A 25,428-nucleotide genomic window follows, 5' to 3' on the forward strand; every position below is an offset into this window, starting at 1 on the left:
CTGCTGGGTCGATAAAATCAACATCGATTCCTTGTGCTTCTAACTCCGTAATTCTGGCTTGTATGCGCTTGTGGTCTTCGTCATTAGACCTCTTGCAAAAAAGTTTTGTGGTATGATTGAGGGCTGACTAAATCCAAGAGAAATTTAGGCTTCTTTTTGAACTTCATAATTATAAATCCCAGCAATTAAATGACAGCGCAATCCAAAACGTTTCCTACGATTGCGGTAGCGCTGACTTAAAATCCGAAAAACTTTTAAACGCCGATTAACATGTTCAATCACTACTCGGCGACTCGCTAAAGCGCGGTTGGATTGCTTTTGTTCCTTGGTTAACTTACCTCCTTTAGGTTTCTTCTGAGGTAAGTGACTATTAGTGTGTAATTTAGAAATTCCTTGGTAGCCACTGTCTTCTAAGCTTTCGGTTTCGGAGTGAAAACGAACCTTACTCTCTACAAATAGTTTGTAGTCATGTTTGCGGCCAGAACCGTTTACAATACAACGAATTTCTTGGGTTGTTAGGTCAATTATCAATTGAGATTTGAGAGTATGCCGTTTTTGTTTACCACTATAAAAGCGTTTTTGCCCGTGTTTCGGACGTTCAATTTGACTCTCTGTTACATCCATCACAGCTGTTTTCGGTTTCTGTGATGAGATCAACAAGGACTTTTTTCCTCCTAAACGGAATTTTCCAGAACTGATTAATGTGCTTTCAACCCAATGTACTATCCGGCAAACCGTTGATTCTGATACTTGCCAGTCACTAGCAATGTGGAAGTAAGTCCGATATTCTCTCCAATACTGTAGGCAAACTAAAGCTTGGTCTTCCAAGCCTAGCTTGTTCGGATAACCTCGTGTTTGCTTAAAACTGGTTGTATGTTCTAATACCTTAACCATCTCATCGAAAGTACGTCGTTGTACCCCGACCAAACGTTTGAACTGCCGATTCGATAACTTTTTTGTTTGCTCGTATCGCATAAGTAGTATTGATTCAAGCGACAAAACTTTACATCATACCATAAAATATTTTTGCAAGAGGTCTATTGACTACAATTATGCCTTCTAAGGGTTCACCATCTGGAGCAAGGCGGTCTTCAACGTGTTTATTAATAGAGACACACAAACCATTAGAGTTGAGGAAAGGAGAACGAAAGTTAAGAACTTTTTCTCCAAGTTCCAGCCAAGGGGCACAAATTTCACCATTTTTGAGTTCCTTGGAAGGAATAATCATTGCTCGGTCAAAAGTAAGCGTTTTTCCAATAGCAATATCTCGCCACTCACTTTGGACAAACCGACTTAATTCTTGTTTGACCTTCTCAGTTTCTAAAAGCTGCTGATGCCCTAGTAAATCAGCTTTAATGAGTTTGTACATGAACAAGTCATCTTTGCCGGGATCATCATCCAACTCCTGATCTGCATCTAAGTCATCATTTGTCCCTAAGTTTTTAACATCTGTTTCTTGATTGATAATGTCTGATGTTTTTAATTTATTTTGGCTCAATGATTCTTTACGTTTTTCGTATCTTTCGCAATAGTAAGCAGAAACGTTTCTAGGATCATCTTGAATAGAGGCTAATCTTTGGGCTTGTACCTCTAGTGACTCGACAAAATCTTTAAGCCCGTGCGGAAAAGATGCCAATAGTTGGGAGATAGACATCTGACCTTGTTGAGATTGTGCTTTTTCAGCTAACCAAATATTTTGCTGATATAATCCTGGCTTAATCTGCGGTTTAGTAGGGCCTTTGGGTCTATCTTTATCTGTTCCCTTAAAACTGCTTATGGGAAGAATTATATCGATTTTTGGTTCATTGTTCGGGTCTGCGTACTTTATATCATCTAGGTTGTATGGTCGGAGTGTTCCTTTGCCAAAGCGGTATTTAGTAGTATCTTCTCCGTTTCCTTCCCTCCAGCCGAATCGATGCTGGATAACACGGTAGCTTTTATCTATTTGGGATTCTCTTAAGGTTAGCTTGTCGTAAAGTTGTGTTGAAATCTGCCCATAACAATCTCCAACTAATTTATATGCCAAATCATTCGATAATATCCCTCCATTTTCGCCCCTGTTATCAGTAGAATCATCTACTACCAAAATATTTAGCTTTTCGTGAATCGCATTTTTACAAGCCCCAAGAAAGATGGAACCATAAGCCCCCCGATCTTTACTGTCTGGACAAATCTTTTGAATCGTTTCTAAACATTCTTTATCTCCGTAAAGTAAGCGAGTCTTAGAAGATAGCAATAAAATCTGTCCATCTGGATGATTCTTTAATTCTTCAGCAGTGCTGTATTCATCTGAGTGTCCAAATGAAAATTCTTTGTCAGGAAAGTAAAATTCCAGTAAAGTATTACTGAGATTTTCAGTTAAAATGTTTGGTTCTTCAGTACTTACTATGCCAAATTATTAGCTATATCCGTAAAATAAGATTAAGAATTGCATTAAAATTTTGCTAACCGCATTGCAATCATTGACACATAAGGAATATTTGTTATTAGCTGTAAATACTATCAGATTATTTTTTGGAAGATTTACAGCTATGGTTCATAAAAATGATATAAAAATCCTCACAGAAATTCTTGATTTAGACGACATAAAAGTAATATCACATCGTCTTCATGAGGGGATTGGAATAATTTTACAAACTGAATCGAAAAAACTAGATGCTACTTGTCCTAAGTGTGGCACAAAAAGCCATAATTTACATCAAAATCATCGACATATTGTTAAAGACTTACCCTTTGGAGAGAAGCCAGTATTTTTAGAAATAAATAGGCGACAATTCAAATGTAGAAAATGTCAAAAGCCATTTAGTGAATATCTAGATTTTGTGAGGAAGAAAAGAACTTATACAAAACGGCTTGCACACAAAACCATACAAGAAGTTTTAGAAAATGACATACACAGCGTAGCATCAAAAGGTATCGTTACAACAGAAGAGATAGAACGTATGTTAAAAGATGCATCTGAGGATTTACCCAATTTAAAACCTTTGAATTTAAAAAGACTTGGACTTGATGAGATAGCTCTGATTAAAGGCAAGGGGAATTACTGTGCAGTATTAGTAGATTTAGATACATCTAAACTAATTGCGATTTTAAGCGGTCGCACACAAGAAATAATCAAGAAAACCCTTATGGAATGGGGCACTAAGCTGTTAGAGCAAATAAAAGAGGTAAGTATAGATTTGTGGCGAGGGTATAAAAACCTAGTGTTAGAATTAATGCCGAATGCTCAAGTAGTAGCAGATAGATTTCATGTAATGACACAGATAAATAAAGAATTAGATACACAAAGAAAAAGAGAAAAACGAAATATAGAAGATTTAATTAAGAAAGAAAAATTAGCGGCAAAAAAGATGAATACGAAGATATATTGCTCGCATTAAAAAATAGTAAATATCCCTTACTTAAGAATGAAGATAACTTAAATGAGGAACAAGCTAATAAGCTTATCCAAGTTAAAAATGTATCTCCTGTCTTAAAAGTAATGCATGAACTAAAAGAAAAGATTAGAAAAATTTTTAATAAGACAAATGATTGGTATGCGGGAGTGTTTAAACTAGGTATGTGGTTATCGAGAGCTAAAAAATATTTTCCCAATAGCAACAACACTATTATTCGTTGGTATGATGAAATTATTGCTTACTTTGATAATGGTACAAATAGTGGTATGGTTGAGGGAATTAATAATAAGCTTAAACTGATTAAACGTTCTGGCTATGGATTTAGAAATTTTGAAAACTTTAGAATTAGATGCTTATTAAATTGGCATTTTATTTATTAGTTTGGCATAACAAGTACTGAAGAGCCAAATGTTTTTACGATCATCTGTATAAATCCATTGATTGAGCCTGGGATCAAAATGTTTAATTTCCAGATTCATGGTTTTAAGAAGTTAATGAAACTTGGTTAATATCTTGAGAGGTTTGTATGTCAAGAATTAAGCGTTGGATAAATATGCATAAGAAAGAATTCAATGCAGATGGAACTTTAAAAGATGAAGCTCGGCAAGATCTTCATGCCATTCGATGCTGTTCCAAAGATAGGGAAAACTAAAACAGACAGTTTCTCTTTCCCCAAAACTTAATTATCTGCGCCGTTTAGGTTTACTCTTATTGCGCTCATACTCAGCAATAATATCCTTGGTCTGTTGTGGAAGAATCACACTTTTATTGTTAAATCGCATTTGATATACCAGATAACAGGGACTTTTGGGATCAGGACAGGAAAGATTTGTTGGCAGATTAATGATTGTTACTCCTGCAAAAGTCGCAGAAGCTAACATGGCAGAGCCAAAAAAGAAAATACCAGAGCGGCCAGAACCGAACCAACCACCGAGCCAAAAAACAAGTCCTTTGAACTGTTCAAAGCGTTTTTGACGAAGTTTTTGACGTTCTAGTTGTGCTTCGTTCCATGCCTGTATTTTTTCCAGCTTGTGGGCAGCTAATTTATTGGCTTTAGCATCGGAGGCTTTTTCGACTTGAATATCAATAGTGCGTTCTTTGGCTGCAATTTCTTGTTTTAATCGGTATTCGTTCCATTCTCTAATGCGTTGGGCGACAGCATCGGCGTGGGCGAAGAAGATGGTAAGGGTGTCGTCTCCCAAGTCACTCCAGATAACTGTAGCCTCTGCTGCTTTTTTTCGGCGATTCTCGCCATGATTCTTTCTTCTAATTGAGCGAAGAGGTTATTTTCAGAATCGCTCTGTTGTAATTTCAGTGCAACATTTTTAAGGTAAAGTGATTGAACTAACTCTGGGGCTTCTTCAGCCTGAGCAGCAGTAATTTTATCAATCAAGCTAGATAAATCTTCTCTTGCCGCTACAGCTTTTTCACTAACATTCTCAATCACTGCATCTAATTTTAATTGTTGAAAATTTTCGCTTTTACCTAGAGTTGTTAAGCTGGCTGCAACTTCTTCAAAGGATTTGTTTTGCTCTTTTATTGATTTGTAGGTTTCAAGAAAGCGTTCGCACTCATCTGGGCTATACTCATCTTGCTCAGATAGTCCGCAGACTTGGAGAATTATTAAAGCCTGAGAAAGTGCGATTTTATAGCCTCTTTCACGAGCAATAACTAGTAATTCAGTGATATCTAATGGTAATTGGCCTTTCTTCCCTTGTTTTTTCCCTCCATTCTTCGTTGACGACGAGGAATTGCCCTGAGTTTCTGACAGTGCATTGTCAACAATTGGAGATAATAGAGCCATTACTTCCTCATCATTTCTACCCTGCTCAATTAAGGTGCGACATTCACGAAACCTGTCTGCATCATTCTCGGTATATGACTCTTTTTCAGGTATCCCACTCAAGCGTAAAGTCCGGCTAATTTCTGATGGTGAAAGGTCGTTAAAAAGTTCTTGTGGTTGATACATAATCATGCACTCCTAGTTAAAAAGCTTGAAACGACATATTTGCGTTCACTGAAAAGATGCTCAGAAAGGAGCAATGCGTCAAATCAATTCAAAAAATGGTCAGTCCTAAAAAGGATTTAACCAGTCAGTTCCCGACTCCGATTCTTCTGGTACAGGAGTTCTGGCTATTTGTAATGGTTCTTTGACTGAAGTCCTGGATATTGGTAATGGTGATGATTGTATTAGTTGTAGTGGCTGTGATTGATTAGAGGCTACTGCAATCATCGGCGTTCCTTGAGGCGGGATTTCTCCCAGCAGTCCCATCAAATATGAAGAGTGGAGTTGAAGGCGGTAAAGACAAGCACGAATGTGTGGCTCTAAATCCACTGATTGATCCACAGCTTGATAAGCTAAAGGAAGCCAATAGCTGCTAATCGCAATCATCGCCATATCTTTAGCAGGATAAAGAGTATTCCTGGAATTTAGATACTTAATTACCACGGCTTCGGAACTATCAGCCTTAACTCTACTTCGTAAGCGAAACTCAACATCTGAAAACATTCTAATATTCCTCTCTTCACGAGCAAATTACTATTACGAATTACGAATTACGAAATGTAGCGTGTTGGTAACGAAACAATCCATATACATCAGTAAAACGCAAGCACAAGGCATCTTTTTTAATCGGCAGGTTAAAAGCCAAACGTACATCCTCTGATAATTCTGCTGCCCATGAAATGTCGGTATGAGGAAACAAATTTTTCAACTCCGAGCTTAAATATTCCGACGTTCCACCACCAATAATGACTTGCTCAATATGGGCAGGAATATTAATTTTGAGCCAAGTGGATACCTTTTCCCAGTATTCTTTACGAGATAAGTCAGCCACTTCAATAATTTGTGCTATCTCCTCAACCTGAAAATCAGACTTTTTGCTCCGAGCCAAAGGTTTGCAGTATCTCGGTTTCAATGTCAGGCCTGATAGATGGACAGCCTTTAACAGATCGTGTAAGTTTTGCCCTGATGTTCGGCTTTTGATTCTCTCCAGCATCCACGCCAAGCCCAATCCTTCCGTTTTTCCAGTTGAAATACCACGCTCAAAGATTACGGCTGATATATCCCGAAAACCCAGCATCACCACAGCAATGTTCACTTTATTAAAATCTGTGCCAAGTTTTTTACTTCGCGTCAATATCAGTCCCCCACCTTCGGGTAAGCACTGAAAGTTAATCAGATTTATACAAAATTGTTTCCCTCGAAAGCTAAAGCTAGACAGTGCCTTAGTTAAACCCCTCTCCAATCTTTCTCTATCTTCCCACTCTCCATAAGGCAATAGCAGTCCCAAGGATAAATCAAAGTTTGCCTTCAAAGAATCTCTAATCGCTATTGCCCCCACTGCTGCCAAAGTTTTTGGAATCGCATTCTCATACTTGAGTTCTAAAAAATTGATTCGCGCTTCAAAATACTTTTGTGCCAAAAACCCAACCGCATAATATTCTTCGTTGTACTCTATCCACGCTTCATTCTCTGGATTAAGTGATTCATTTGCCCAGACTCATATAAATCCAACGAATCTTTGGAAATCTTAATTAACTCTGGTTCCATACACAGCAATTCTGACTTGTACGAAATCTCCGAGAGAACACGATAAACCATCTTCGTCATTGAAGTTCCCGGATCAAGACTCAACATTAAATCCACAAGAAAAATTCTCCCTGTTTTTGACCCTTTTTTTGTCTATCTAATTGATAATTACTCTCAACTTGAACCGCCCAAACCGTGATTTTTTCCACATTTACAAAGAAAGATTACAGTTTTGGCAATACTCTTTGACTTTCCATGAATTCGTGCATCTGATAGAAAATCTCCACAAAATCCCTCAATTCCCAATAATCACCAATTACATTCAACATCTCCCAATATCTAAAACAATATCTCCCAAATCTCTAATTCATTTCTTACCTTTTCAACTATTCAACATCATCTAGTCACAAAATTCTCATTAGCTTAATATTTTCCAACAATTCCTAAGACTTCCCAAGACTTCCTAGCACTTCCTGATACTTCCCAATTTTTCTCTCAAGGATTCTCCCAATTATCTAGTAATTAGCTTCAAGAACCACAACCCCTGTAATCCATCTTTTTCTGACGCACAGTACGCCATATTTGGCGGAAAGAATGCTCTAGTTTTTGCTATATTAAATGACAGGAGAGTTTGGGAAATAAAATTTCGTTTTGGTCAAAGATCTCACGAAAAAATTTTCATTCGTCATCAAGCACTACGAAAGTTTAATGACGGGGATTGATTTTGACTTCAATACCTTATTGCCAGAGGTGGTCTATTTTTACAATAAGGAAAATAATCAACTTTCTTGACGAGTAGGTCATTACTAACAGATGGAATAGAACAAGGATTAACTTTTTGCCAGCCCCCTAGCAGAGGTGAGCCATGCTAACAACCTTTAACGTGTCCTCAGAGATGGCGGTGAACATCGCTTCATCAAGAATTACCTATACAAGGAAAGTCGGCTTTGGGTGGTCAAGGTGCTGAAAAATTGGGGTTGTCAGGGGCGGTCGTTGTAGAAGACGCTTTAAAGAAAGTATCATTGAGGGGCTTACGCCCCGATGGTCGTGAGGTATTGAGTGCCAGAGCAGTCAAAGAAAAGGGGAAAGGAGAACGCAGAGCCACATTAAACTGTACATTTTCAACGCCCAAAAGTGTAAACTTGGTAGCATTGTTGGTGGGGATACTCGTTTGATTGATGCTCACCATCAGGCGCTAAAAGGAACTCTGGAGCTAATAGAGCAGCGTTATGCCTATACCAGAGTGACAGATAATAGCAACAGACATAGGAAGTTAAGACTGGTAACTTGGTCGTCGCGCAGTTAACAAATCACATCGAAAGTCGGGATTTCAGACCCACATCTGCACACCCATTGTTTGCTAATCTGAACATGACCCAAACTCCAGATGGTAGGTGGTTGAGTTTGGGCAATAATGAAAATATTCGACTATAAGAAATTCTTGAGGATGGCGTATCTAAAGTTATCTGGCGCGTGAAGTCCGCAAACTTGGGTATGAAATAGAATTTCGTTTACATGGGCAGTTTGATATAAAGAGGTTTAAATTCGAGGATTTAGAAGCATTTTCTAAGCGGCGACAGCAAATCATCTCGCCTCATCTGGTGCTAATTCGATTGTTTGAACGTGAAAAAATTTGGGATGATACCCGCCAGCGCAAGCGGAAACTACAGAATCAGAATTAGTTGCAGTGTGGAAAGAAGAAGCTGCGGCGATTGGTATCACGTTTGTCAAGCCAGGAGAACCAAGAAAAGAACAGGCTCCTCATTGTGGTTGAGCAAAAAAGTCTGATTGATGCGTTAGATGATGCGATCGCACATTGCAGTGAAGGAAATGTCGCTTTTAGACAAGAGGATTTAAGAAAAATTCATCCTAAGTCACGTTTAGCTACGGATGTAAGCGATTGCACCCCTGATTAGGAACACCAGGAGTTAATCGGCTTGCCAGGTTTAACTCATCAATTTACAACGATGACAGCAGTCCGGCGGGAGTTGGCGACAATAGAGTTAATGCAGCAGACACAAGGCAACGTTAACCCAATTTCGCACCGGAGTAGTTGAAAGCCTTTTGGAGAATACTTTACTGAACAAGGGCAACGGGAAGGCCGGTAGAATTAGCTGCAACTACATCCTGACCAATTCATTGCATGGCAGGGAGTAGCTGGTGCTGAGGCCCCCTTTGCTCTTAAAGAACTCAAAGCGATCGCAGGGATACTTAAGCTACAGTATTATTGGCTTCGCCCCTAGTTCCTCTGCTGCTAAGGTTTTGAGCGAGTTAAAAATTCAGTCTGAGACTGTTGCTCGATTACTGGTTTTCGGAACCACCACCACAGATTGAACCAAATCAAATCTGGATTGTGGACGAAAATAGTTTGCAAACTCAGTGCTAAGGATGCCCATGCGCTCCTACAAAGAGCAACCTTACTTAAAGCTAGGGTGATTTTAGTTGGTGACACTCGGCAGTTGTCAGCAGTATCGCTTGACTAATCCATTCAAATCCTTGCAACAGGCAGGAATCGAAACCGCACACCTCAATGAATCGTTGCGCCAAAAGACCCTCCAACTAAAATTAGCAGTAGATTTAATTGCTGATGGCAGGATTGAAGCTGGTTTTGAACGACTAGAAGCCAACAGTTTCCATACTTCAGAAGTAGATAGTTTTCCAAAATAAGTGAATCGCCAATGATTATATAGTAGGGACACCAGAGCGGCGACTCAAAACTCTTGTGTTAGCTGGAACAAATACAGAAAGACTTGCCCTTACCCAAGCGATTCGCTCGAAGCAAGGGTGAAGGAACTGGGAGAAACTGCAACCATCACCCAGTACGGAAACCAAAATCTGACAAAAGTACAGATGCAGTTTGCCTAACTGAAATTGGTGGGTAGCGATCATGCCCACAGGGATTACAAACGCCGGGGGCTGGATAAGAGCAAATTATGAAGTGGTAGGTCGAACTACTGATAAGTTGACCCTTATAAGTGATGAACGTCAGATTTTGCAGGTAGACACGGCTTTTGAAAGCAGTTTATCAAGTCACCAGATTGAAATTGCTGTGGAAGCGATCGCTTGCAATGGAAGAAAAACGATCGGCAAATGGGACGACGCAACGGGCGAGGAATTTACCAACAACCATCGACCTAGAAATATCGTCAGGATTAAATATGCTGATGAGCGTACTGGTCACATTAGGTTTGGCTGGGCGCAAAAACTTGGGCTATGTGCCCTTGTAGAAGTACAACATATAGTAGTCAGGGAAAACTGCGGATCGGGTGTTAATTTCGGCAGATTTCACTATTGGACAGGAAAAGTTTTAGCATGTTGCTACCAGCCGTGCAAGGCATGAATTAAAGATTTACACCAAGGAAATCAACGCGATTGGTAGAGTTGGCGCAACAGTCGAAAGCCAAAGAGAATACTTTGGAATTGCAAGCAAAGCAAATTCAGAAATCGACGATTGAGCAGCACCAAACAATAACTATAAATATCTGCTTTTAAACCAATCAGCATTAGGATTGACAGAAAGAATTTTCTCAATTCCTAATCAACAACTTCTTAAAATTCCAAGACTACATTCAATGGACTTTGAAACAGCCTTGACTCAAGAGTTAAAACCTCATGCAGGAAAAGGAGTTACTTTATCAATCTTTGATTATGTTGAGCAATCAGTTATCGAGTCTGCTTTAAAACTGCCAGCAAAAAAAGAAGCTAACAAAACAACTTTCCTCAATCAACTAAACTAATCTTGTTGCTGCTAAAAAGTACATTCAATGACTTTGAAACAGCCTTGACTCAAGAGTTAAAATCTCATGCAGAAAAAGGAGCTACTTTATCAATCTCTGATTATATTGAGCAATCAGTTAATGAGTCTGTTTTTAAACCAAGCAGTATTAGGGTTAACAAAACAACCTTTCTCAATCTCATCAACAACTTGTTACTGCTAAAAATACATTGCAGTGATTTTGTTTTAAGCTCTTGAATCAAGAGTTATAATCTCATGCAGAGAAGAAAGCTCATTCTTGTCAATTCTCTTGATTATATTGAGCAATCATCTGTCGAGCTTGCATTAACCCAAAACAATATTAAGCTCAACAGAGCAACTTAAATGATCTCATCAGCGAAGCTAGTTGAAGCTCAAAAATGAAATGAATGACTCTGATGAAGTGTTACTTATTGAGTTACAATTCTATGAATAAACAGTTATTCTGTCAATCTCTGATTATGTTTGATAATCAGCTATTGAGTCTGCTTTAAACCAAGGTATTAGGCCAACAGAACAACTTTCCTCAATCTCATCAACAAAGATGACTAAATCTTGTGTGAAGCCAAATTTGATGACATTAACAGAAACGTTCTTTACATCCTTTTAGGCTCTAGCCCATGAACAGCTTTCATCTACTTTAGGGAGATTCTTTTAAAGTTAAATAGAAAGCCAATTGGATTTTTGATTTGAGACGATGAGTTAACTTTAAGAACTCCTTGTAGAAAGAACAGAATCTCTCAACTACTCTTTGACTCATGACGAGGCTCCTTCAAAGTCGAAAAATTTCCGATTCTGATGTTGCCGGAAATCGAGGCGTAAATTAGAAAGGTGGACTATTTCGTGGGATTAGCCCAGAAAACTGCTCAAACTTTGGTCAATTGCTTTTGCAGTGAGACTTTATCGATATTAGATAACAAGCGAAAAGCTTTACACTGTTCCCGGACTAACTCAATATCGGATTGATGGTATTACCAAAGCTTAGTCAAAGAGTAAAGAATCCGAACTTGGGAGTGATTGCCCAACTTTTGGCTGTGGGAACTTCATTGAAGTTAGCTTTGAAAATTTGTGACTATTACGGACACAAAACTGCAAATGTACTTCAGAACAGCCCTTACAGATTAATTGATGATATTGATGGCATCGGATTTAAGACTGCTGATGAGCTAGCAATATCTGTAAATATCCCACAATACAGCGATACCCGTTATATCTCAGCTTTGAAATAAATGGTTTAAAATCCGGCTTGCGTGAAGGGGAATTGTTTTTACCCGTTTGAGCAATTAGTAAGTATTGCCATGACCTGCTTTCTTCACCACAGCATACGCCCGATGTTCTAATTTTCAATACAATAGTTCACAAATTGGTCGCACCTGAGAGACTTTAGTTTCGGGTGATGTTGGTAATAGCGTTTATCTCAAAGCTGCTTATCAGGCTGAACTTTCTGTGACTTTGAAAGATTCTTGCTCTCCTTGAGCAGCCGACTCACCCACTGAACATTTTAGAACACTGGACAGCTGATTTCACAAAAGCTGACCATAGCCAACTTTCACGTTGAAATAATGACCGACAAATCAGCGCGCCCTTTGATGAGTGTGGCCCCCCCCCATCCAATTAACGTGTGCCTAATTTTGGCCTGGTCGAGGAAAACTTATGTACTAAAGCCTTGGTTGAATGGTTCATCCATACTGATAAAGCGATTGCACTTGCCGCTCCAACAGGGAAAGCTGCAAACCGGATGAAAGATACTTTACAGGCATTGAAGCAACTTCTATTCACCAAGTTTATTGCAAATGGCAAGAAACAATGCAGTTTTTCTTCATAACGAGGATAATCTTCTAAATCTTGATTGTCTAATCGTTGATGAATTTTCAATGGTTGATATATTTCTGTTCAATTCGCTACTCAAAGCCTTGCCCAAAAAAACCAGAATTGTCCTGGTAAGGAACTTTGATCAATTGCCCAATATTGGCGCAGGAATGGTCTTGCGAGATTTAATTGTTTTCTGAACTCGTGCCAACAACACTTTCTTACAGACGATTTATCGCCCAGCAGCACGAAAGCCCGATTATTTATGCTGCTAATGATGTCAATTCTGGCATAGTCCCCACACTGCACAATTTTAATCAAGTTTCTGATTGGATGGATGTCGGTGACTTCTTCTGTGATTCAAAGACTCGCCCCAAGCGACCTCCCAAGCCATCGTTGAGTTGGTTGCAAGCTATTGGCTGAATCAGGTGTTGATTTCAAACAATCAACAACTAATAATCTTAGCGCCCCCAAAAAACAAGAGAGACTGTAGAGTTCACAATCTCAATCAGCTTCACTTGCTATCATATTTAATCCAAAACTTTGAAAATCAACCACAAGTTGTCTCAGTTTCTAAAAGCTGCTGATGCCCTAGTAAATCAGTTTTTAATGAGTTTGTACATGAACAAGTCATCTTTGCCGATCGTCATCCAACTCCTGGATCTGCATCTAAGTCATCATTTGTCCCTAAGTTTTTAACATCTGTTTCTTGATTGATAATGTCTGATGTTTTTAATTTATTTTGGCTCAATGATTCTTTACGTTTTTCGTATCTTTCGCAATAGTAAGCAGAAACGTTTCTAGGATCATCTTGAATAGAGGCTAATCTTTGGGCTTGTACCTCTAGTGACTCGACAAAATCTTTTAAGCCCGTGCGGAAAAGATGCCAATAGTTGGGAGATAGACATCTGACCTTGTTGAGATTGTGCTTTTTCAGCTAACCAAATATTTTGCTGATATAATCCTGGCTTAATCTGCGGTTTAGTAGGTTTCCTTTGGGTCTATCTTTATCTGTTCCCTTAAAACTGCTTATGGGAAGAATTATATCGATTTTTGGTTCATTGTTCGGGTCTGCGTACTTTATATCATCTAGGTTGTATGGTCGGAGTGTTCCTTTGCCAAAGCGGTATTTAGTAGTATCTTCTCCGTTTCCTTCCCTCCAGCCGAATCGATGCTGGATAACACGGTAGCTTTTATCTATTTGGGATTCTCTTAAGGTTAGCTTGTCGTAAAGTTGTGTTGAAATCTGCCCATAACAATCTCCAACTAATTTATATGCCAAATCATTCGATAATATCCCTCCATTTTCGCCCCTGTTATCAGTAGAATCATCTACTACCAAAATATTTAGCTTTTCGTGAATCGCATTTTTACAAGCCCCAAGAAAGATGGAACCATAAGCCCCCCGATCTTTACTGTCTGGACAAATCTTTTGAATCGTTTCTAAACATTCTTTATCTCCGTAAAGTAAGCGAGTCTTAGAAGATAGCAATAAAATCTGTCCATCTGGATGATTCTTTAATTCTTCAGCAGTGCTGTATTCATCTGAGTGTCCAAATGAAAATTCTTTGTCAGGAAAGTAAAATTCCAGTAAAGTATTACTGAGATTTTCAGTTAAAATGTTTTTACGATCATCTGTATAAATCCATTGATTGAGCCTGGGATCAAAATGTTTAATTTCCAGATTCATGGTTTTAAGAAGTTAATGAAACTTGGTTAATATCTTGAGAGGGTTTGTATGTCAAGAATTAAGCACAAATTTTCAACTCCGGAGCTTAAATATTCCGACGTTCCACCACCAATAATGACTTGCTCAATATGGGCAGGAATATTAATTTTGAGCCAAGGGCGATACCTTTTCCCAGTATTCTTTACGAGATAAGTCAGCCACTTCAATAATTTCAGCTATCTCCTCAACCTGAAAAATCAGACTTTTTGCTCCGAGCCAAAGGTTTGCAGTATCTCGGTTTCAATGTCGGCCTGATAGATGGACAGCCTTTAACAGATCGTGTAAGTTTTGCCCTGATGTTCGGCTTTTGATTCTCTCCAGCATCCACGCCAAGCCCAATCCTTCCGTTTTTCCAGTTGAAATACCACGCTCAAAGATTACGGCTGATATATCCCGAAACCCAGCATCACCACAGCAATGTTCACTTTATTAAAATCTGTGCCAAGTTTTTTACTTCGCGTCAATATCAGTCCCCCACCTTCGGGTAAGCACTGAAAGTTAATCAGATTTATACAAAATTGTTTCCCTCGAAAGCTAAAGCTAGACAGTGCCTTAGTTAAACCCCTCTCCAATCTTTCTCTATCTTCCCACTCTCCATAAGGCAATAGCAGTCCCAAGGATAAATCAAAGTTTGCCTTCAAAGAATCTCTAATCGCTATTGCCCCCACTGCTGCCAAAGTTTTTGGAATCGCATTCTCATACTTGAGTTCTAAAAAATTGATTCGCGCTTCAAAATACTTTTGTGCCAAAAACCCAACCGCATAATATTCTTCGTTGTACTCTATCCACGCTTCATTCTCTGGATTAAATGATTCATTTGCCCAGACTCATATAAATCCAACGAATCTTTGGAAATCTTAATTAACTCTGGTTCCATACACAGCAATTCTGACTTGTACGAAATCTCCGAGAGAACACGATAAACCATCTTCGTCATTGAAGTTCCCGGATCAAGACTCAACATTAAATCCACAAGAAAAATTCTCCTGTTTTTGACCCTTTTTTTGTCTATCTAATTGATAATTACTCTCAACTTGAACCGCCCAAACCGTGATTTTTTCCACATTTACAAAGAAAGATTACAGTTTTGGCAATACTCTTTGACTTTCCATGAATTCGTGCATCTGATAGAAAATCTCCACAAAATCCCTCAATTCCCAATAATCACCAATTACATTCAACATCTCCCAATATCTAAACAATATCTCCCAAATCTCTAATTCATTTCTTACCTTTTCAACTATTCAACATCATCTAGTCACAAAATTCTCATTAGCTTAATATTTTCCAACAATTCCTAAGACTTCCCAAGACTTCCTAGCACTTCCTGATACTTCCCAATTTTCTCAAGGATTCTCCCAATTATCTAGTAATTAGCTTCAAGAACCACAACCCCTGTAATCCATCTTTTCTGACGCACAGTACGCCATATTTGGCGGAAAGAATGCTCTAGTTTTTGCTATATTAAATGACAGGAGAGTTTGGGAAATAAAATTTTGTTTTGGTCAAAGTCTCACGAAAAATTTTCATTCGTCATCAAGCACTACGAAGTTTAATGACGGGGATTGATTTTGACTTCAATACTTATTGCAAGGGTGATTATCTTGCAATAAGAGAAAATAATCAGAATTTCTTGACGAGAGTAGGTCGTACTAACAGATGGAATAGAACAAGGATTAACTTTTGTAACCCCCATAGCAGAGGTGAGCCATGCTAACAGCTGCTAACGTGTCCTCAGAGATGGCGGTGAACTACTTCATCAAGAATTACTATCACCAAGGAAAGTCGCTTTGGAGTGGTCAAGGTGCTGAAAAATTGGGGTTGTCAGGGGCAGTCGATGACGAAGACGCTTTTAAAAATATCATTGAGGGGCTTACGCCTGATGGTCGTGAGGTATTGAATGCCAGAGTAGTCAAAGAAAAGGGGAAAGGAGAACGCAGAGCCGCATTAGACTGTACATTTTCAGCGCCCAAAAGTGTAAGCTTGATGGCATTGGTAGGTGGGGATACTCGTTTGATTGATGCTCACCATCAGGCGCTAAAAGGAACTCTGGAGCTAATAGAGCAGCGTTATGCCTATACCAGAGTGACAGATAATAGCGGCAGACATAGAGTTAAGACTGGTAACTTGGTCGTCGCGCAGTTCGATCACATCGAAAGTCGGGATTTAGACCCACATCTGCACACCCATTGTTTGCTGATGAACATGACCCAAACTCCAGATGGTAGGTGGTTGAGTTTGGGCAATAATGAAATATTCGCCAATAAGAAATTCTTGGGGATGGCGTATCAAAGTTATCTGGCGCGTGAAGTCCTCAAACTTGGGTATGAAATAGAATTTCGTTTACATGGGCAGTTTGATATAAAAGGGTTTAAATTCGAGGATTTAGAGGCATTTTCTAAGCGGCGACAGCAAATCATCGCCTCATCTGGTGCTAATTCGACTTGTAAATGAACGTGAAAAAATTTGGGATGATACCCGCCAGCGCAAGCAGAAACTACCAGAATCAGAATTAGTTGCATTGTGGAAAGAAGAAGCTGCGGCGTTAGGTATCACGTTTGTCAAGCCAGGAGAACCAAGAAAAGAACAGGCTCCTCTTGTGGTTGAGCAAAAAAGTCTGATTGATGCGTTAGATGATGCGATCGCACATTGCAGTGAGAGAAATGTCGCTTTTAGACAAGAGGATTTAGAAAAATTCATCCTAGAATCACGTTTAGCTACGGATGTAAAAGCGATTGCACCCCTGATTAGAGAACACCAGGAGTTAATCGGCTTGCCAGGTTTAACTCATCAATTTACAACGATGACAGCAGTCCGGCGGGAGTTGGCGACAATAGAGTTAATGCAGCAGACACAAGGCAACGTTAACCCAATTTCGCACCCGGAAGTAGTTGAAAGCCTTTTGGAGAATACTTTACTGAACAAAGGGCAACGGGAAGCGGTAGAATTAGCTGCAACTACATCTGACCAATTCATTGCATGGCAGGGAGTAGCTGGTGCTGGGAAAACTTTTGCTCTTAAAGAACTCAAAGCGATCGCAAGGGATGCCGGCTACAGTATTATTGGCTTCGCCCCTAGTTCCTCTGCTGCTAAGGTTTTGAGCGAAGAGTTAAAAATTCAGTCTGAGACTGTTGCTCGATTACTGGTTTCGGAACCACCACCACAGATTGAACCAAATCAAATCTGGATTGTGGACGAAGCGGGTTTACTCAGTGCTAAGGATGCCCATGCACTCCTACAAAGAGCAACCTTACTTAAAGCTAGGGTGATTTTAGTTGGTGACACTCGGCAGTTGTCAGCAGTATCAGCAGGTAATCCATTCAAATCCTTGCAACAGGCAGGAATCAAAACCGCACACCTCAATGAATCGTTGCGCCAAAAAGACCCTCAACTAAAATTAGCAGTAGATTTAATTGCTGATGGCAGGATTGAAGCTGGTTTTGAACGACTAGAAGCCAACGGTTCCATACTTCAAGTAGATAGTTTTTCCAAAATAGAGCAGATCGCCAATGATTATATAGTAGGGACACCAGAGCAGCGACTCAAAACTCTTGTGTTAGCTGGAACAAATACAGAAAGACTTGCCCTTACCCAAGCGATTCGCTCGAAGCTCAAGGGTGAAGGAACTTTGGGAGAAACTGCAACCATCACCCAATTGCAAACCAAAAATCTGACAAAAGTACAGATGCGGTTTGCCCATAACTTTGAAATTGGTGATGTGATCATGCCCACACGGGATTACAAACGCCGGGGGCTGGATAAAGGCAAATTATATGAAGTGGTAGGTCGAACTACTGATAAGTTGACCCTTATAAGTGATGAACGTCAGATTTTGCAGGTAGACACGGCTTTTGAGAAAGCAGTTTATCAGAGTCACCAGATTGAAATTGCTGTGGGCGATCGCTTGCAATGGAAGAAAAACGATCGGCAAATGGGACGACGCAACGGGCAGGAATTTACTGTAACAGCCATCGACCTGAATATCGTCCAGATTAAATATGCTGATGAGCGTACTGAATGCATTAGTTTGGCACAGGCGCAAAACTTAGACTATGCCCTTGTGAGTACAACATATAGTAGTCAGGGGAAAACTGCGGATCGGGTGTTAATTTCGGCAGATTTCACTATTGGACAGGAAAGTTTTTATGTTGCTGCCAGCCGTGCAAGGCATGAATTAAAGATTTACACCGAAGATCCAACGCGATTGGTAGAGTTGGCGCAACAGTCGAAAGCCAAAGAGAATGCTTTGGAATTGCTACGAAAACAAATTCAGAAATCGACGATTGAGCAGCACCAAGCAATAACTATAAATATAAGTGCCCCTTTTGAGAAGCCAGTACTAAAACAAGAGACGACAGTATCTACTCCAAATGTCGGCCCAATTGTGAAATCAGTCGCATCTAGCCGAACAACAAGCCATGATTCATCAATAAAAGTACCGAAAGTCTTGCCCGTCTTGAAAGAGACACCAAATTATAATACTCTTGAATCGGTTTTCTCTAAGCCAGTACTGAAATCTCCTGTCCCCACAGAACCATTCTGGACACCCAATCAGACTGAAAAAATACCTAATTTTATTGAACCAAAACACTGGCAAGAGTTTGAATCAAGTGCCATTCATCCTAATATTACAGCGTTGAACTTTGAGAGTCTTCAGTTTAACTATGCAGGTGGTGAGCATGAAGCCTGGGAACGGCTCATGGTCAGCGAAAAACTGAATCGAACAAATACAGGACGGCTAACAGATGGTTTTATAAGGGCATATTCGCATCTTGATGCTGGTGGATGGTGGTGTGATGCTGGAGTTGATGCGCGAACATTTGCTAACTTAAAGCCAGGTGAGAAACCGCCGATTAAACGATGGGGATGCTACAAGCCAAATCAACCAAGACCCAAAAAAGATGAGTCTGGGCAAATAATTGAAGGGAAATTCATTAAATATGAGCATCCCCCAAAAGTTGAATTAAGTATCTTCTTGCTAGATGTCCCTGACGATATTGCCGAACGCATTTACTCCAAACACAAGGTGAACCCCAGTGATAGCGATCGCCAGTCAGGATTTTGGTACTGTGTCTGGAAACATAATATCCCCTGTGCGATCGCAGAAGGCGCAAAAAAAGCAGCCAGTCTGTTGAGTCAGGGTCACGCTGCCATTGGGCTACCTGGGATTTCGGCGGGATACCGAACTCCCAAAGATGAGTTTGGTAAAAAAATCGGTAAGTCTTACCTACATGAGGAATTAGCGGTTTTCGCCACACAAGGGAGAGTTTTCAAGTTCTGCTTTGACTACGAAACCAAGCCTGAAACTAAGCTCCATATCGAGCGAGATATTTCCGTGACTGGAAGATTATTACAAGAAGCTGGAGCAAGAGTAAAAGTCATCAACTTGCCAGGCCCAGACAAAGGTGTTGATGATTTCATCGCCGCAAGTGGGCCACTCGCTTACGAGAAATTGAGTCATCTTGCTCCAACCTTTCGGGACTGGCAACAGCAGAATCAGCATTCAAAGACTGCGGCTTTTCCACCTTTGCGTAAGCCGATACTAGAACAACGTTCTATACAACTTGAGGGAACAGGCAACAGGGAACGGGCAACAGGGAATGACAAATTGGATCTCTTACCAACACACAGGGAAGAGGAAATAGAAAAAACTGTTGCCTGTTCCCCATTGCCTGTTCCCTATCTTTTACAAAATAAACCACAGGTACAAACCCATGACTTTAACCAACGACAACAACCTAACACAGATACATTTGCTAACCGAGAAGATAGAGCAATTGACCCAGAAAATCGAGTTCTTAGAAACCAGCCAAGCCGAGAACCTAATCGAAATGAGCGCGAATCAGTCGAACTTCTTGCAGCAATTAACCGAGATGCTGAACTCGAAAAAGTCTTCGAGCATGGAGACGATATTGCAGGAATTAACCAAAGCTCTACAGATGATGGGCTTCGAGGTCAACGAACAGAGAAACTCTCAAGACAAGTTAACGGACAAAATTCAACAATTTTTAATAGAGAAGCAAGTTATGTCCATTCTTCACAACCAGCCACCAGACAACTCTTAAATACAATCTCCGATTATGTTGAGCAATCAGCTATTGAGTCTGCTTTAACCCAAACAGTATTAGGGCTAACAGAACAACTTTCTCAATCTCATCAACAACTTGTCATTGCTAAAAGTACATTCAATGAGTTTGAAACAGCATTGACGGCTGAGTTGCAATCTTATGCAGAAAATAAAGCTATTCTGTCAATCTCTGATTATGTTGAGCAATCAGCTATCGAGTCTGCTTTAACCCAAGCAGTATTAGGATTGACAGAACAACTTTCTCAATCTCATCAACAAGTTGTTAATGCTAAAAGTACATTCAATGAGTTTGAAACAGCATTGACGGCTGAGTTGCAATCCCATGCAGAAAAGAGAGCTATTTTGTCAATCTCTGATTATGTTGAGCAATCAGCTATCGAGTCTGCTTTAACCCAAGCAGTATTAGGATTGACAGAACAACTTTCTCAATCTCATCAACAAGTTGTTAATGCTAAAAGTACATTCAATGAGTTTGAAACAGCATTGACGGCTGAGTTGCAATCCCATGCAGAAAAGAGAGCTATTTTGTCAATCTCTGATTATGTTGAGCAATCAGCTATCGAGTCTGCTTTAACCCAAGCAGTATTAGGATTGACAGAACAACTTTCTCAATCTCATCAACAAGTTGTTAATGCTAAAAGTACATTCAATGAGTTTGAAACAGCATTGACGGCTGAGTTGCAATCCCATGCAGAAAAGAGAGCTATTTTGTCAATTTTTGATTATATTGAGCAATCAAGTATTGAATCTACTTTAGCCCAAACAGTATTAGGATTAACAGAACAACTTTCTCGATCTCATCAGCAGTTAGTTGAATATCAAACTGCATTTAATGACTTTGAGGAAGTATTGACAGCTGAGTTGCAATCCCATGCAGAAAAGAGGGCTATTTTATCAATCTCTGATTATATTGAGCAATCAGCTATCGAGTCTGCTTTAAACCAAGCAGTATTAGGGTTAACAAAACAACTTTCTCAATCTCATCAACAACTTGTTACTGCTAAAAATACATTCAGTGATTTTGAAACAGCCTTGACTCAAGAGTTACAATCTCATGCAGAGAAGAAAGCCATTCTGTCAATCTCTGATTATATTGAGCAATCATCTGTCGAGTCTGCTTTAACCCAAACAATATTAAGCTTAACAGAGCAACTTTCTCGATCTCATCAGCAGTTAGTTGAAGCTCAAACTGTATTTAATGACTTTGATGAAGCGGTTACGGCTGAATTGCAATCTCATGCACAAAACAAAGCCATTCTGTCAATCTCTGATTATGTTGAGCAATCAGCTATTGAGTCTGCTTTAAACCAAGCAGTATTAGGATTGACAGAACAACTTTCTCAATCTCATCAACAACTTGTCATTGCTAAAAGTACATTCAATGAGTTTGAAATAGCATTGACGGCTGAGTTGCAATCTCATGCACAAAACAAAGCCATTCTGTCAATCTCTGATTATGTTGAGCAATCAGCTATCGAGTCTGCTTTAAACCAAGCAGTATTAGGATTGACAGAGCAACTTTCTCAATCTCATCAACAACTTGTTGCTGCTAAAAGTACATTCAATGAGTTTGAAATAGCATTGACGGCTGAGTTGCAATCTCATGCACAAAACAAAGCCATTCTGTCAATCTCTGATTATATTGAACAATCAGCTATCGAGTCTGCTTTGACCCAAACAATATTAGGATTAACAGAACAACTTTCTCAGTCTCATCAACAACTTGTTACTGCTAAAAGTACATTCAATGACTTTGAAACAGCATTGACAACTGAGTTGCAATTTCATGTAGAGAAGAGAGCTATTTTATCCACCTCTAACTCTGTTGAGCAATCAGCTACTGAGTCAACCTTAGCTAAAATATTACTAGCAGAATTAAAGTTGCATCTCAAACAGATGATTCAGGGTTTAGATATTGAAAGATTGGCTGCTTTAGTTATGGAAGTAGGAAAATATGTCAAAGGTGAAAAGGTAACAGGAGCAAAGGTCAGCGAGTTATTTACAAGTGTTACAACTGATGCCAAAGCTTTGACTTTTGAGCAAAAAATGAACATCGTTAGGCAACTCATTAAAGATGACAAACCATCGATTATGAAAAGATTGGGAATCAACTCGCCATCGCCAAATGACAACGAGGAGCATCTACGGTTCCGGCGCTAACTTATCAGTTATCAATTATCAGGTATCAGGTATCAGATATTTCCATCAATTCATTGATAGGTTAGTTGTTCACTATTCACTGTTCACTGTTCACTGATTTAACTGGTATTGTTATCCCTATTATCTTCAACTGCTCACCTAAAACAAAATTTACCAGTTTCTGACCGCTCACTAAGATTATTTTGTCGGAGCGACGAATCAACTGTTTTGATAACTGTCCAGTTATGCCAGTATGCACGAAGAATCCACCACTAGCTCTTTCACTTTTAATACAGGACAGGAAATCTTTGATGTGTTCTGGGCTAATGTAATCAGCGTAACGTTTAACCTGGATTACATAGAGATTTCCTAAAATCAACACGCGACCATCTATCCCGCCGTCACCGGTGTACCGAAAGTTGCGTTGGATTTGCCAGCCCTGTTCAAAGCAGCAAGTGAGTACCAATTCCTCAAAAACGTAGGGTGATATCCTACGCAGTGTGGCGATTACTACTGGCAATTTGGCTAATTGAGTTCTGCTACGAAGCTCAAGTAATACTTGACTAGCGTACTCAATATTATTCAAGTGTTTCTTAAGATTTTTAGGTAATCTAACCCTTCGTGTTCGCGCTGGGCTTGGTAGTAATTGCTTCTTAAAATTTTTAGCTAAGAAAGCCTTTTGGATTGGTACTGAGCTTTGTCGTACAGGCTTGTTAAAGTTTTTAGCTAAGAAAGTCTTTTGCGTTGGTGCTGGGCTTTGTCGTACAAAATTTTGAGATAAAATGTCAGACGATTTTGTACTCTTAGGTAGTAATGGCGATTGCTTAAAACTTTGGGAACGATACTTTGACTTTGGCATTGAAGGTGGAAATAATACAAACAGCCAAGCTAGAAAAATTATTCCACCCAGTGCAAACAACAAACCAATGATTAGGATTAGTATCATTTTTACGCTCCCCTTTGATCATGGAACACCCGGATTTCTCACCACACCCCTCAAAGTCTGCGGTTATGCTCTTGAGCAGGTTCGCTAGTAGGAGAGTTCAATGTGCCAAGTTCAATCCCCTCTGCCCAATATTCCCTCAAGCTTGTGAGAAATGCGGGCTTACCTGTGCATACTTCTAAATTGTGATTCTTGTTGAGAATCCTGCTGAATTTGATGATGCATATCAACAACAGATTGAACCTTATCAAGTGCCTGTAACTGTTGGTCACTTACGTTAGGCGATAAAAGTCCATCAGTGAGAACAGCCTCGCCGTTTTTGGCACGAACGATTACATTATCGCCAAGGCGTTCAAAATCAAAATTTGTACTTTTAAAACTCTTGGAACCATCAGGGTTATCTTTGCCCAAGATATTCAGCAGTGCTTTAACACTTTGCTCGATAGCTTGACCTTTAACATCATCAACAGCATCTCGTAGTTCAGTTCGAGTATTGTCAATAGCTGACTTAACACCCATAAGGCTTTGCTCAACAGTGTTTTTAACACCATCTGCTTGTGTACGTAACTCTTGAGTTAAGTTACCAACTTGTTGATTGAGTTCATTTCTTACACTGTCAGTCTGATATTTCACTTCATTCTTGAAGCTAGTAATTTGTTCATTAATTTGAGATTTGAGTAAAGCAATTTCGTTTCTGAGCTTGGTAACTTCAGGTGTTAGCGCATCTTTAACCCGCTCAAAAACATTCTTAGCAGTTTGTTTTACCTTGTTCTCAACCGTACCTACCCAATTTTGAAGAACCGTATTTTGAACTTGTGGTAAAGAACGTTCATTCACCTGGGACAACACTTTTTGGGTATTTTCAATCAACTGCTGTTGTTTCTCCAAAGATTTACCCATTTCGGCAACTTGGTCAATTAACTTTGACAGCGATTCGGGCGTTTGTTGCGTCTCTTTGATACTGTCAACAAGCTTTTGCTGTGCTTGAAGTTTACTTTGTAAAACTTTCACTTGTTTTTGCAAAGCTTCTACACTGTAAATTCGCTCCTTCGTTACAACTTTATTTGGCTGTGACGGGGGAGCTAAACCTAATAAATCATTGGTTATCCGTCCATTTTGAACGCGAAAAACTTCCGATTTACCAATCTTTATCGAGATAGTACCTTGAGAATTTTTGGGGTCAGTTATCGCTAGGTTAATATTCTCTAGTTGTTCGGAAGTCAATAAATTTTTAGATGGTGATTGTCCGACAAGTCCTTTATATACCTGCTGACCACCAGCATAAATACTTATATCGTTGCTAGTCGGTATTTCTTTTGATTTTGCTTTTTGCTGAATATTTTTAAGTAGGGCTTCTAGAATATCCAAGTAGTCACGTTTAATTTCTTTGGCATCTCCATCATCAATCATGATTTGATTCCTTTAGTAAAACTTGAATTAACTCCGAAGGATTGACAGTTACTTTGGGGAGAATTATTCCGCCCAAATGATTGATTATTACCCTTCCTTCAATTTCGATATAAGCAAACTTGCCATCAATGATTACTTGGACAGTTGAGGTATTAATTTCTGGATTAGCAGGTGTATAGTCAGTGAGAACTCCGTCTAAAATACACAAGCTAGCCTTTTCACCCGCATCGCTATAAATTTCAACATATTGAGGAACATAATTAATCTCAAAAGGCTCATCGTCCCAAGCATCGACAACATTTACAATCTCACATGGATATTTATCTGCTAAAGCTGCTATCTGAGGTGGAAGTTTTGCAATTTCTCGTCTGTCATAATCATTAAGTGAGTAAAAATCGCGTGACGACATGGTATTTGTCCTGAATGTTTGTGATGACCATTTAATAAAATTCAAAATTCAAAATTCTCTTAGGAAGAATAAGAATAATTTTGAATTAATTAATTCGCTTGGTTCTTGCCCCCACTGAATAAAATTAAGTGGTCTACAATCAGTGGTGGGTTCAAGCCCCCACTGATAGCGCCGGCGGCAAGCGAGTCCACGTACTCCTACGGAGAAGCAAGCTACG

23 protein-coding genes and 4 pseudogenes are annotated in these 25,428 nt (G+C 39.5%); 16 read left to right on the top strand and 11 right to left on the bottom strand.

Features of this window, described 5'->3' with window-relative positions; translation table 11 throughout:
* Positions 1 to 144: 144 nt before the first annotated feature.
* Positions 145 to 975: an IS5 family transposase gene (locus FD724_RS37005; RefSeq protein WP_179072523.1), complete on the bottom strand. Its 831-nt coding sequence runs from the start codon at positions 973 to 975 to the stop codon at positions 145 to 147.
* A gap of 64 nt (positions 976 to 1,039) precedes the next feature.
* Positions 1,040 to 2,389 (bottom strand): annotated as a pseudogene (locus tag FD724_RS37010) (hypothetical protein); the annotation flags it as partial.
* A 142-nt stretch (positions 2,390 to 2,531) separates the two neighbouring features.
* Between FD724_RS37010 and FD724_RS37015 the strand changes: the two are divergent.
* Positions 2,532 to 3,778, top strand: a pseudogene (locus FD724_RS37015) (ISL3 family transposase).
* Between the two features lie 303 nt (positions 3,779 to 4,081).
* Here FD724_RS37015 and FD724_RS37020 read toward each other — a convergent pair.
* The 4 genes from FD724_RS37020 to FD724_RS37035 all read right to left on the bottom strand — a co-directional run bounded on the left by FD724_RS37020 (position 4,082) and on the right by FD724_RS37035 (position 6,823).
* Positions 4,082 to 4,600 (bottom strand): hypothetical protein, encoded by a 519-nt coding sequence (locus FD724_RS37020; RefSeq protein ID WP_179076606.1) that lies wholly within the window; start codon positions 4,598 to 4,600, stop codon positions 4,082 to 4,084.
* Positions 4,516 to 5,367: a hypothetical protein gene (locus FD724_RS37025; protein ID WP_179076607.1), complete on the bottom strand. Its 852-nt coding sequence runs from the start codon at positions 5,365 to 5,367 to the stop codon at positions 4,516 to 4,518. The genes FD724_RS37020 and FD724_RS37025 overlap by 85 nt, the downstream gene beginning before the upstream one ends.
* Positions 5,368 to 5,472: 105 nt before the next feature.
* Positions 5,473 to 5,907 carry a hypothetical protein gene (locus tag FD724_RS37030; protein ID WP_179076608.1) on the bottom strand — a complete coding sequence of 145 codons (435 nt, stop codon included), beginning with the start codon at positions 5,905 to 5,907 and terminating at the stop codon, positions 5,473 to 5,475.
* Positions 5,908 to 5,947: 40 nt separating this feature from the next.
* On the bottom strand, positions 5,948 to 6,823 hold the full coding sequence (locus tag FD724_RS37035; RefSeq protein WP_256874742.1) for a ParM/StbA family protein: 876 nt from the start codon (positions 6,821 to 6,823) through the stop codon (positions 5,948 to 5,950).
* A gap of 1,084 nt (positions 6,824 to 7,907) precedes the next feature.
* Between FD724_RS37035 and FD724_RS41435 the strand changes: the two are divergent.
* From FD724_RS41435 to FD724_RS37100, 12 genes and pseudogenes are all read left to right on the top strand, one after another.
* Positions 7,908 to 8,236 (top strand): annotated as a pseudogene (locus FD724_RS41435) (relaxase domain-containing protein).
* A 193-nt stretch (positions 8,237 to 8,429) separates the two neighbouring features.
* Positions 8,430 to 8,612 carry a hypothetical protein gene (locus FD724_RS37050; protein WP_256874768.1) on the top strand — a complete coding sequence of 61 codons (183 nt, stop codon included), beginning with the start codon at positions 8,430 to 8,432 and terminating at the stop codon, positions 8,610 to 8,612.
* Positions 8,613 to 8,696: 84 nt separating this feature from the next.
* A complete protein-coding gene (locus tag FD724_RS37055) occupies positions 8,697 to 8,846 on the top strand; it encodes a hypothetical protein (RefSeq protein ID WP_179076611.1) in 150 nt (49 codons plus the stop codon).
* Positions 8,847 to 9,090: 244 nt separating this feature from the next.
* Positions 9,091 to 9,264 (top strand): hypothetical protein, encoded by a 174-nt coding sequence (locus tag FD724_RS37060; RefSeq protein WP_179076612.1) that lies wholly within the window; start codon positions 9,091 to 9,093, stop codon positions 9,262 to 9,264.
* Between the two features lie 17 nt (positions 9,265 to 9,281).
* Positions 9,282 to 9,413 carry an AAA family ATPase gene (locus tag FD724_RS37065; protein WP_256874769.1) on the top strand — a complete coding sequence of 44 codons (132 nt, stop codon included), beginning with the start codon at positions 9,282 to 9,284 and terminating at the stop codon, positions 9,411 to 9,413.
* On the top strand, positions 9,376 to 9,597 hold the full coding sequence (locus tag FD724_RS37070) for a hypothetical protein (RefSeq protein WP_179076471.1): 222 nt from the start codon (positions 9,376 to 9,378) through the stop codon (positions 9,595 to 9,597). The genes FD724_RS37065 and FD724_RS37070 overlap by 38 nt, the downstream gene beginning before the upstream one ends.
* A 220-nt stretch (positions 9,598 to 9,817) precedes the next feature.
* Positions 9,818 to 10,270: a hypothetical protein gene (locus tag FD724_RS37075; RefSeq protein WP_179076614.1), complete on the top strand. Its 453-nt coding sequence runs from the start codon at positions 9,818 to 9,820 to the stop codon at positions 10,268 to 10,270.
* Between the two features lie 169 nt (positions 10,271 to 10,439).
* Positions 10,440 to 10,667: a hypothetical protein gene (locus FD724_RS37080; RefSeq protein ID WP_179076615.1), complete on the top strand. Its 228-nt coding sequence runs from the start codon at positions 10,440 to 10,442 to the stop codon at positions 10,665 to 10,667.
* Between the two features lie 982 nt (positions 10,668 to 11,649).
* A complete protein-coding gene (locus FD724_RS37085) occupies positions 11,650 to 11,913 on the top strand; it encodes a helix-hairpin-helix domain-containing protein (RefSeq protein WP_179076616.1) in 264 nt (87 codons plus the stop codon).
* A gap of 392 nt (positions 11,914 to 12,305) precedes the next feature.
* Positions 12,306 to 12,509 carry a hypothetical protein gene (locus tag FD724_RS37090; RefSeq protein ID WP_179076617.1) on the top strand — a complete coding sequence of 68 codons (204 nt, stop codon included), beginning with the start codon at positions 12,306 to 12,308 and terminating at the stop codon, positions 12,507 to 12,509.
* Positions 12,478 to 12,693 (top strand): AAA family ATPase, encoded by a 216-nt coding sequence (locus tag FD724_RS42260; RefSeq protein WP_179076618.1) that lies wholly within the window; start codon positions 12,478 to 12,480, stop codon positions 12,691 to 12,693. The genes FD724_RS37090 and FD724_RS42260 overlap by 32 nt, the downstream gene beginning before the upstream one ends.
* Complete coding sequence (locus FD724_RS37100) at positions 12,683 to 12,916, top strand: hypothetical protein (RefSeq protein WP_179076472.1); 234 nt, start codon at positions 12,683 to 12,685, stop codon at positions 12,914 to 12,916. The genes FD724_RS42260 and FD724_RS37100 overlap by 11 nt, the downstream gene beginning before the upstream one ends.
* Positions 12,917 to 13,246: 330 nt before the next feature.
* On the opposite strand, the pseudogene FD724_RS37105 reads toward FD724_RS37100, so the two are convergent.
* A pseudogene (locus tag FD724_RS37105) lies at positions 13,247 to 14,183 on the bottom strand (hypothetical protein); the annotation flags it as partial.
* Between the two features lie 416 nt (positions 14,184 to 14,599).
* Entirely contained in the window at positions 14,600 to 14,971 is a 372-nt protein-coding gene (locus FD724_RS41440) for a hypothetical protein (RefSeq protein ID WP_256874743.1), read from the bottom strand.
* A 961-nt stretch (positions 14,972 to 15,932) separates the two neighbouring features.
* On the opposite strand from FD724_RS41440, the gene mobF reads away from it, so the two are divergent.
* Positions 15,933 to 16,676: a MobF family relaxase gene (gene mobF / locus FD724_RS41445; protein ID WP_256874744.1), complete on the top strand. Its 744-nt coding sequence runs from the start codon at positions 15,933 to 15,935 to the stop codon at positions 16,674 to 16,676.
* On the top strand, positions 16,654 to 22,470 hold the full coding sequence (locus FD724_RS37115) for an AAA family ATPase (RefSeq protein WP_256874745.1): 5,817 nt from the start codon (positions 16,654 to 16,656) through the stop codon (positions 22,468 to 22,470). Before mobF ends, FD724_RS37115 begins: the two co-directional genes overlap by 23 nt.
* A 76-nt stretch (positions 22,471 to 22,546) precedes the next feature.
* On the opposite strand, the gene FD724_RS41450 is transcribed toward FD724_RS37115, so the two are convergent.
* A complete protein-coding gene (locus FD724_RS41450; RefSeq protein WP_256874746.1) occupies positions 22,547 to 23,035 on the bottom strand; it encodes a restriction endonuclease in 489 nt (162 codons plus the stop codon).
* Positions 23,036 to 23,231: 196 nt separating this feature from the next.
* Here FD724_RS41450 and FD724_RS41455 point away from each other — a divergent pair, with 196 nt between their 5' ends.
* Complete coding sequence (locus FD724_RS41455) at positions 23,232 to 23,483, top strand: hypothetical protein (protein WP_256874747.1); 252 nt, start codon at positions 23,232 to 23,234, stop codon at positions 23,481 to 23,483.
* A 71-nt stretch (positions 23,484 to 23,554) separates the two neighbouring features.
* Here FD724_RS41455 and FD724_RS37125 read toward each other — a convergent pair whose 3' ends face one another.
* Positions 23,555 to 24,802, bottom strand: coding sequence for a hypothetical protein (locus tag FD724_RS37125; protein WP_179076621.1), 1,248 nt, complete (start codon positions 24,800 to 24,802; stop codon positions 23,555 to 23,557).
* Complete coding sequence (locus tag FD724_RS37130; protein WP_179076622.1) at positions 24,795 to 25,211, bottom strand: hypothetical protein; 417 nt, start codon at positions 25,209 to 25,211, stop codon at positions 24,795 to 24,797. Before FD724_RS37130 ends, FD724_RS37125 begins: the two co-directional genes overlap by 8 nt.
* Positions 25,212 to 25,428: the final 217 nt, after the last annotated feature.

The organism is Nostoc sp. C057 (assembly GCF_013393925.1).
GTDB classification, from domain to species: domain Bacteria; phylum Cyanobacteriota; class Cyanobacteriia; order Cyanobacteriales; family Nostocaceae; genus Nostoc; species Nostoc muscorum_A.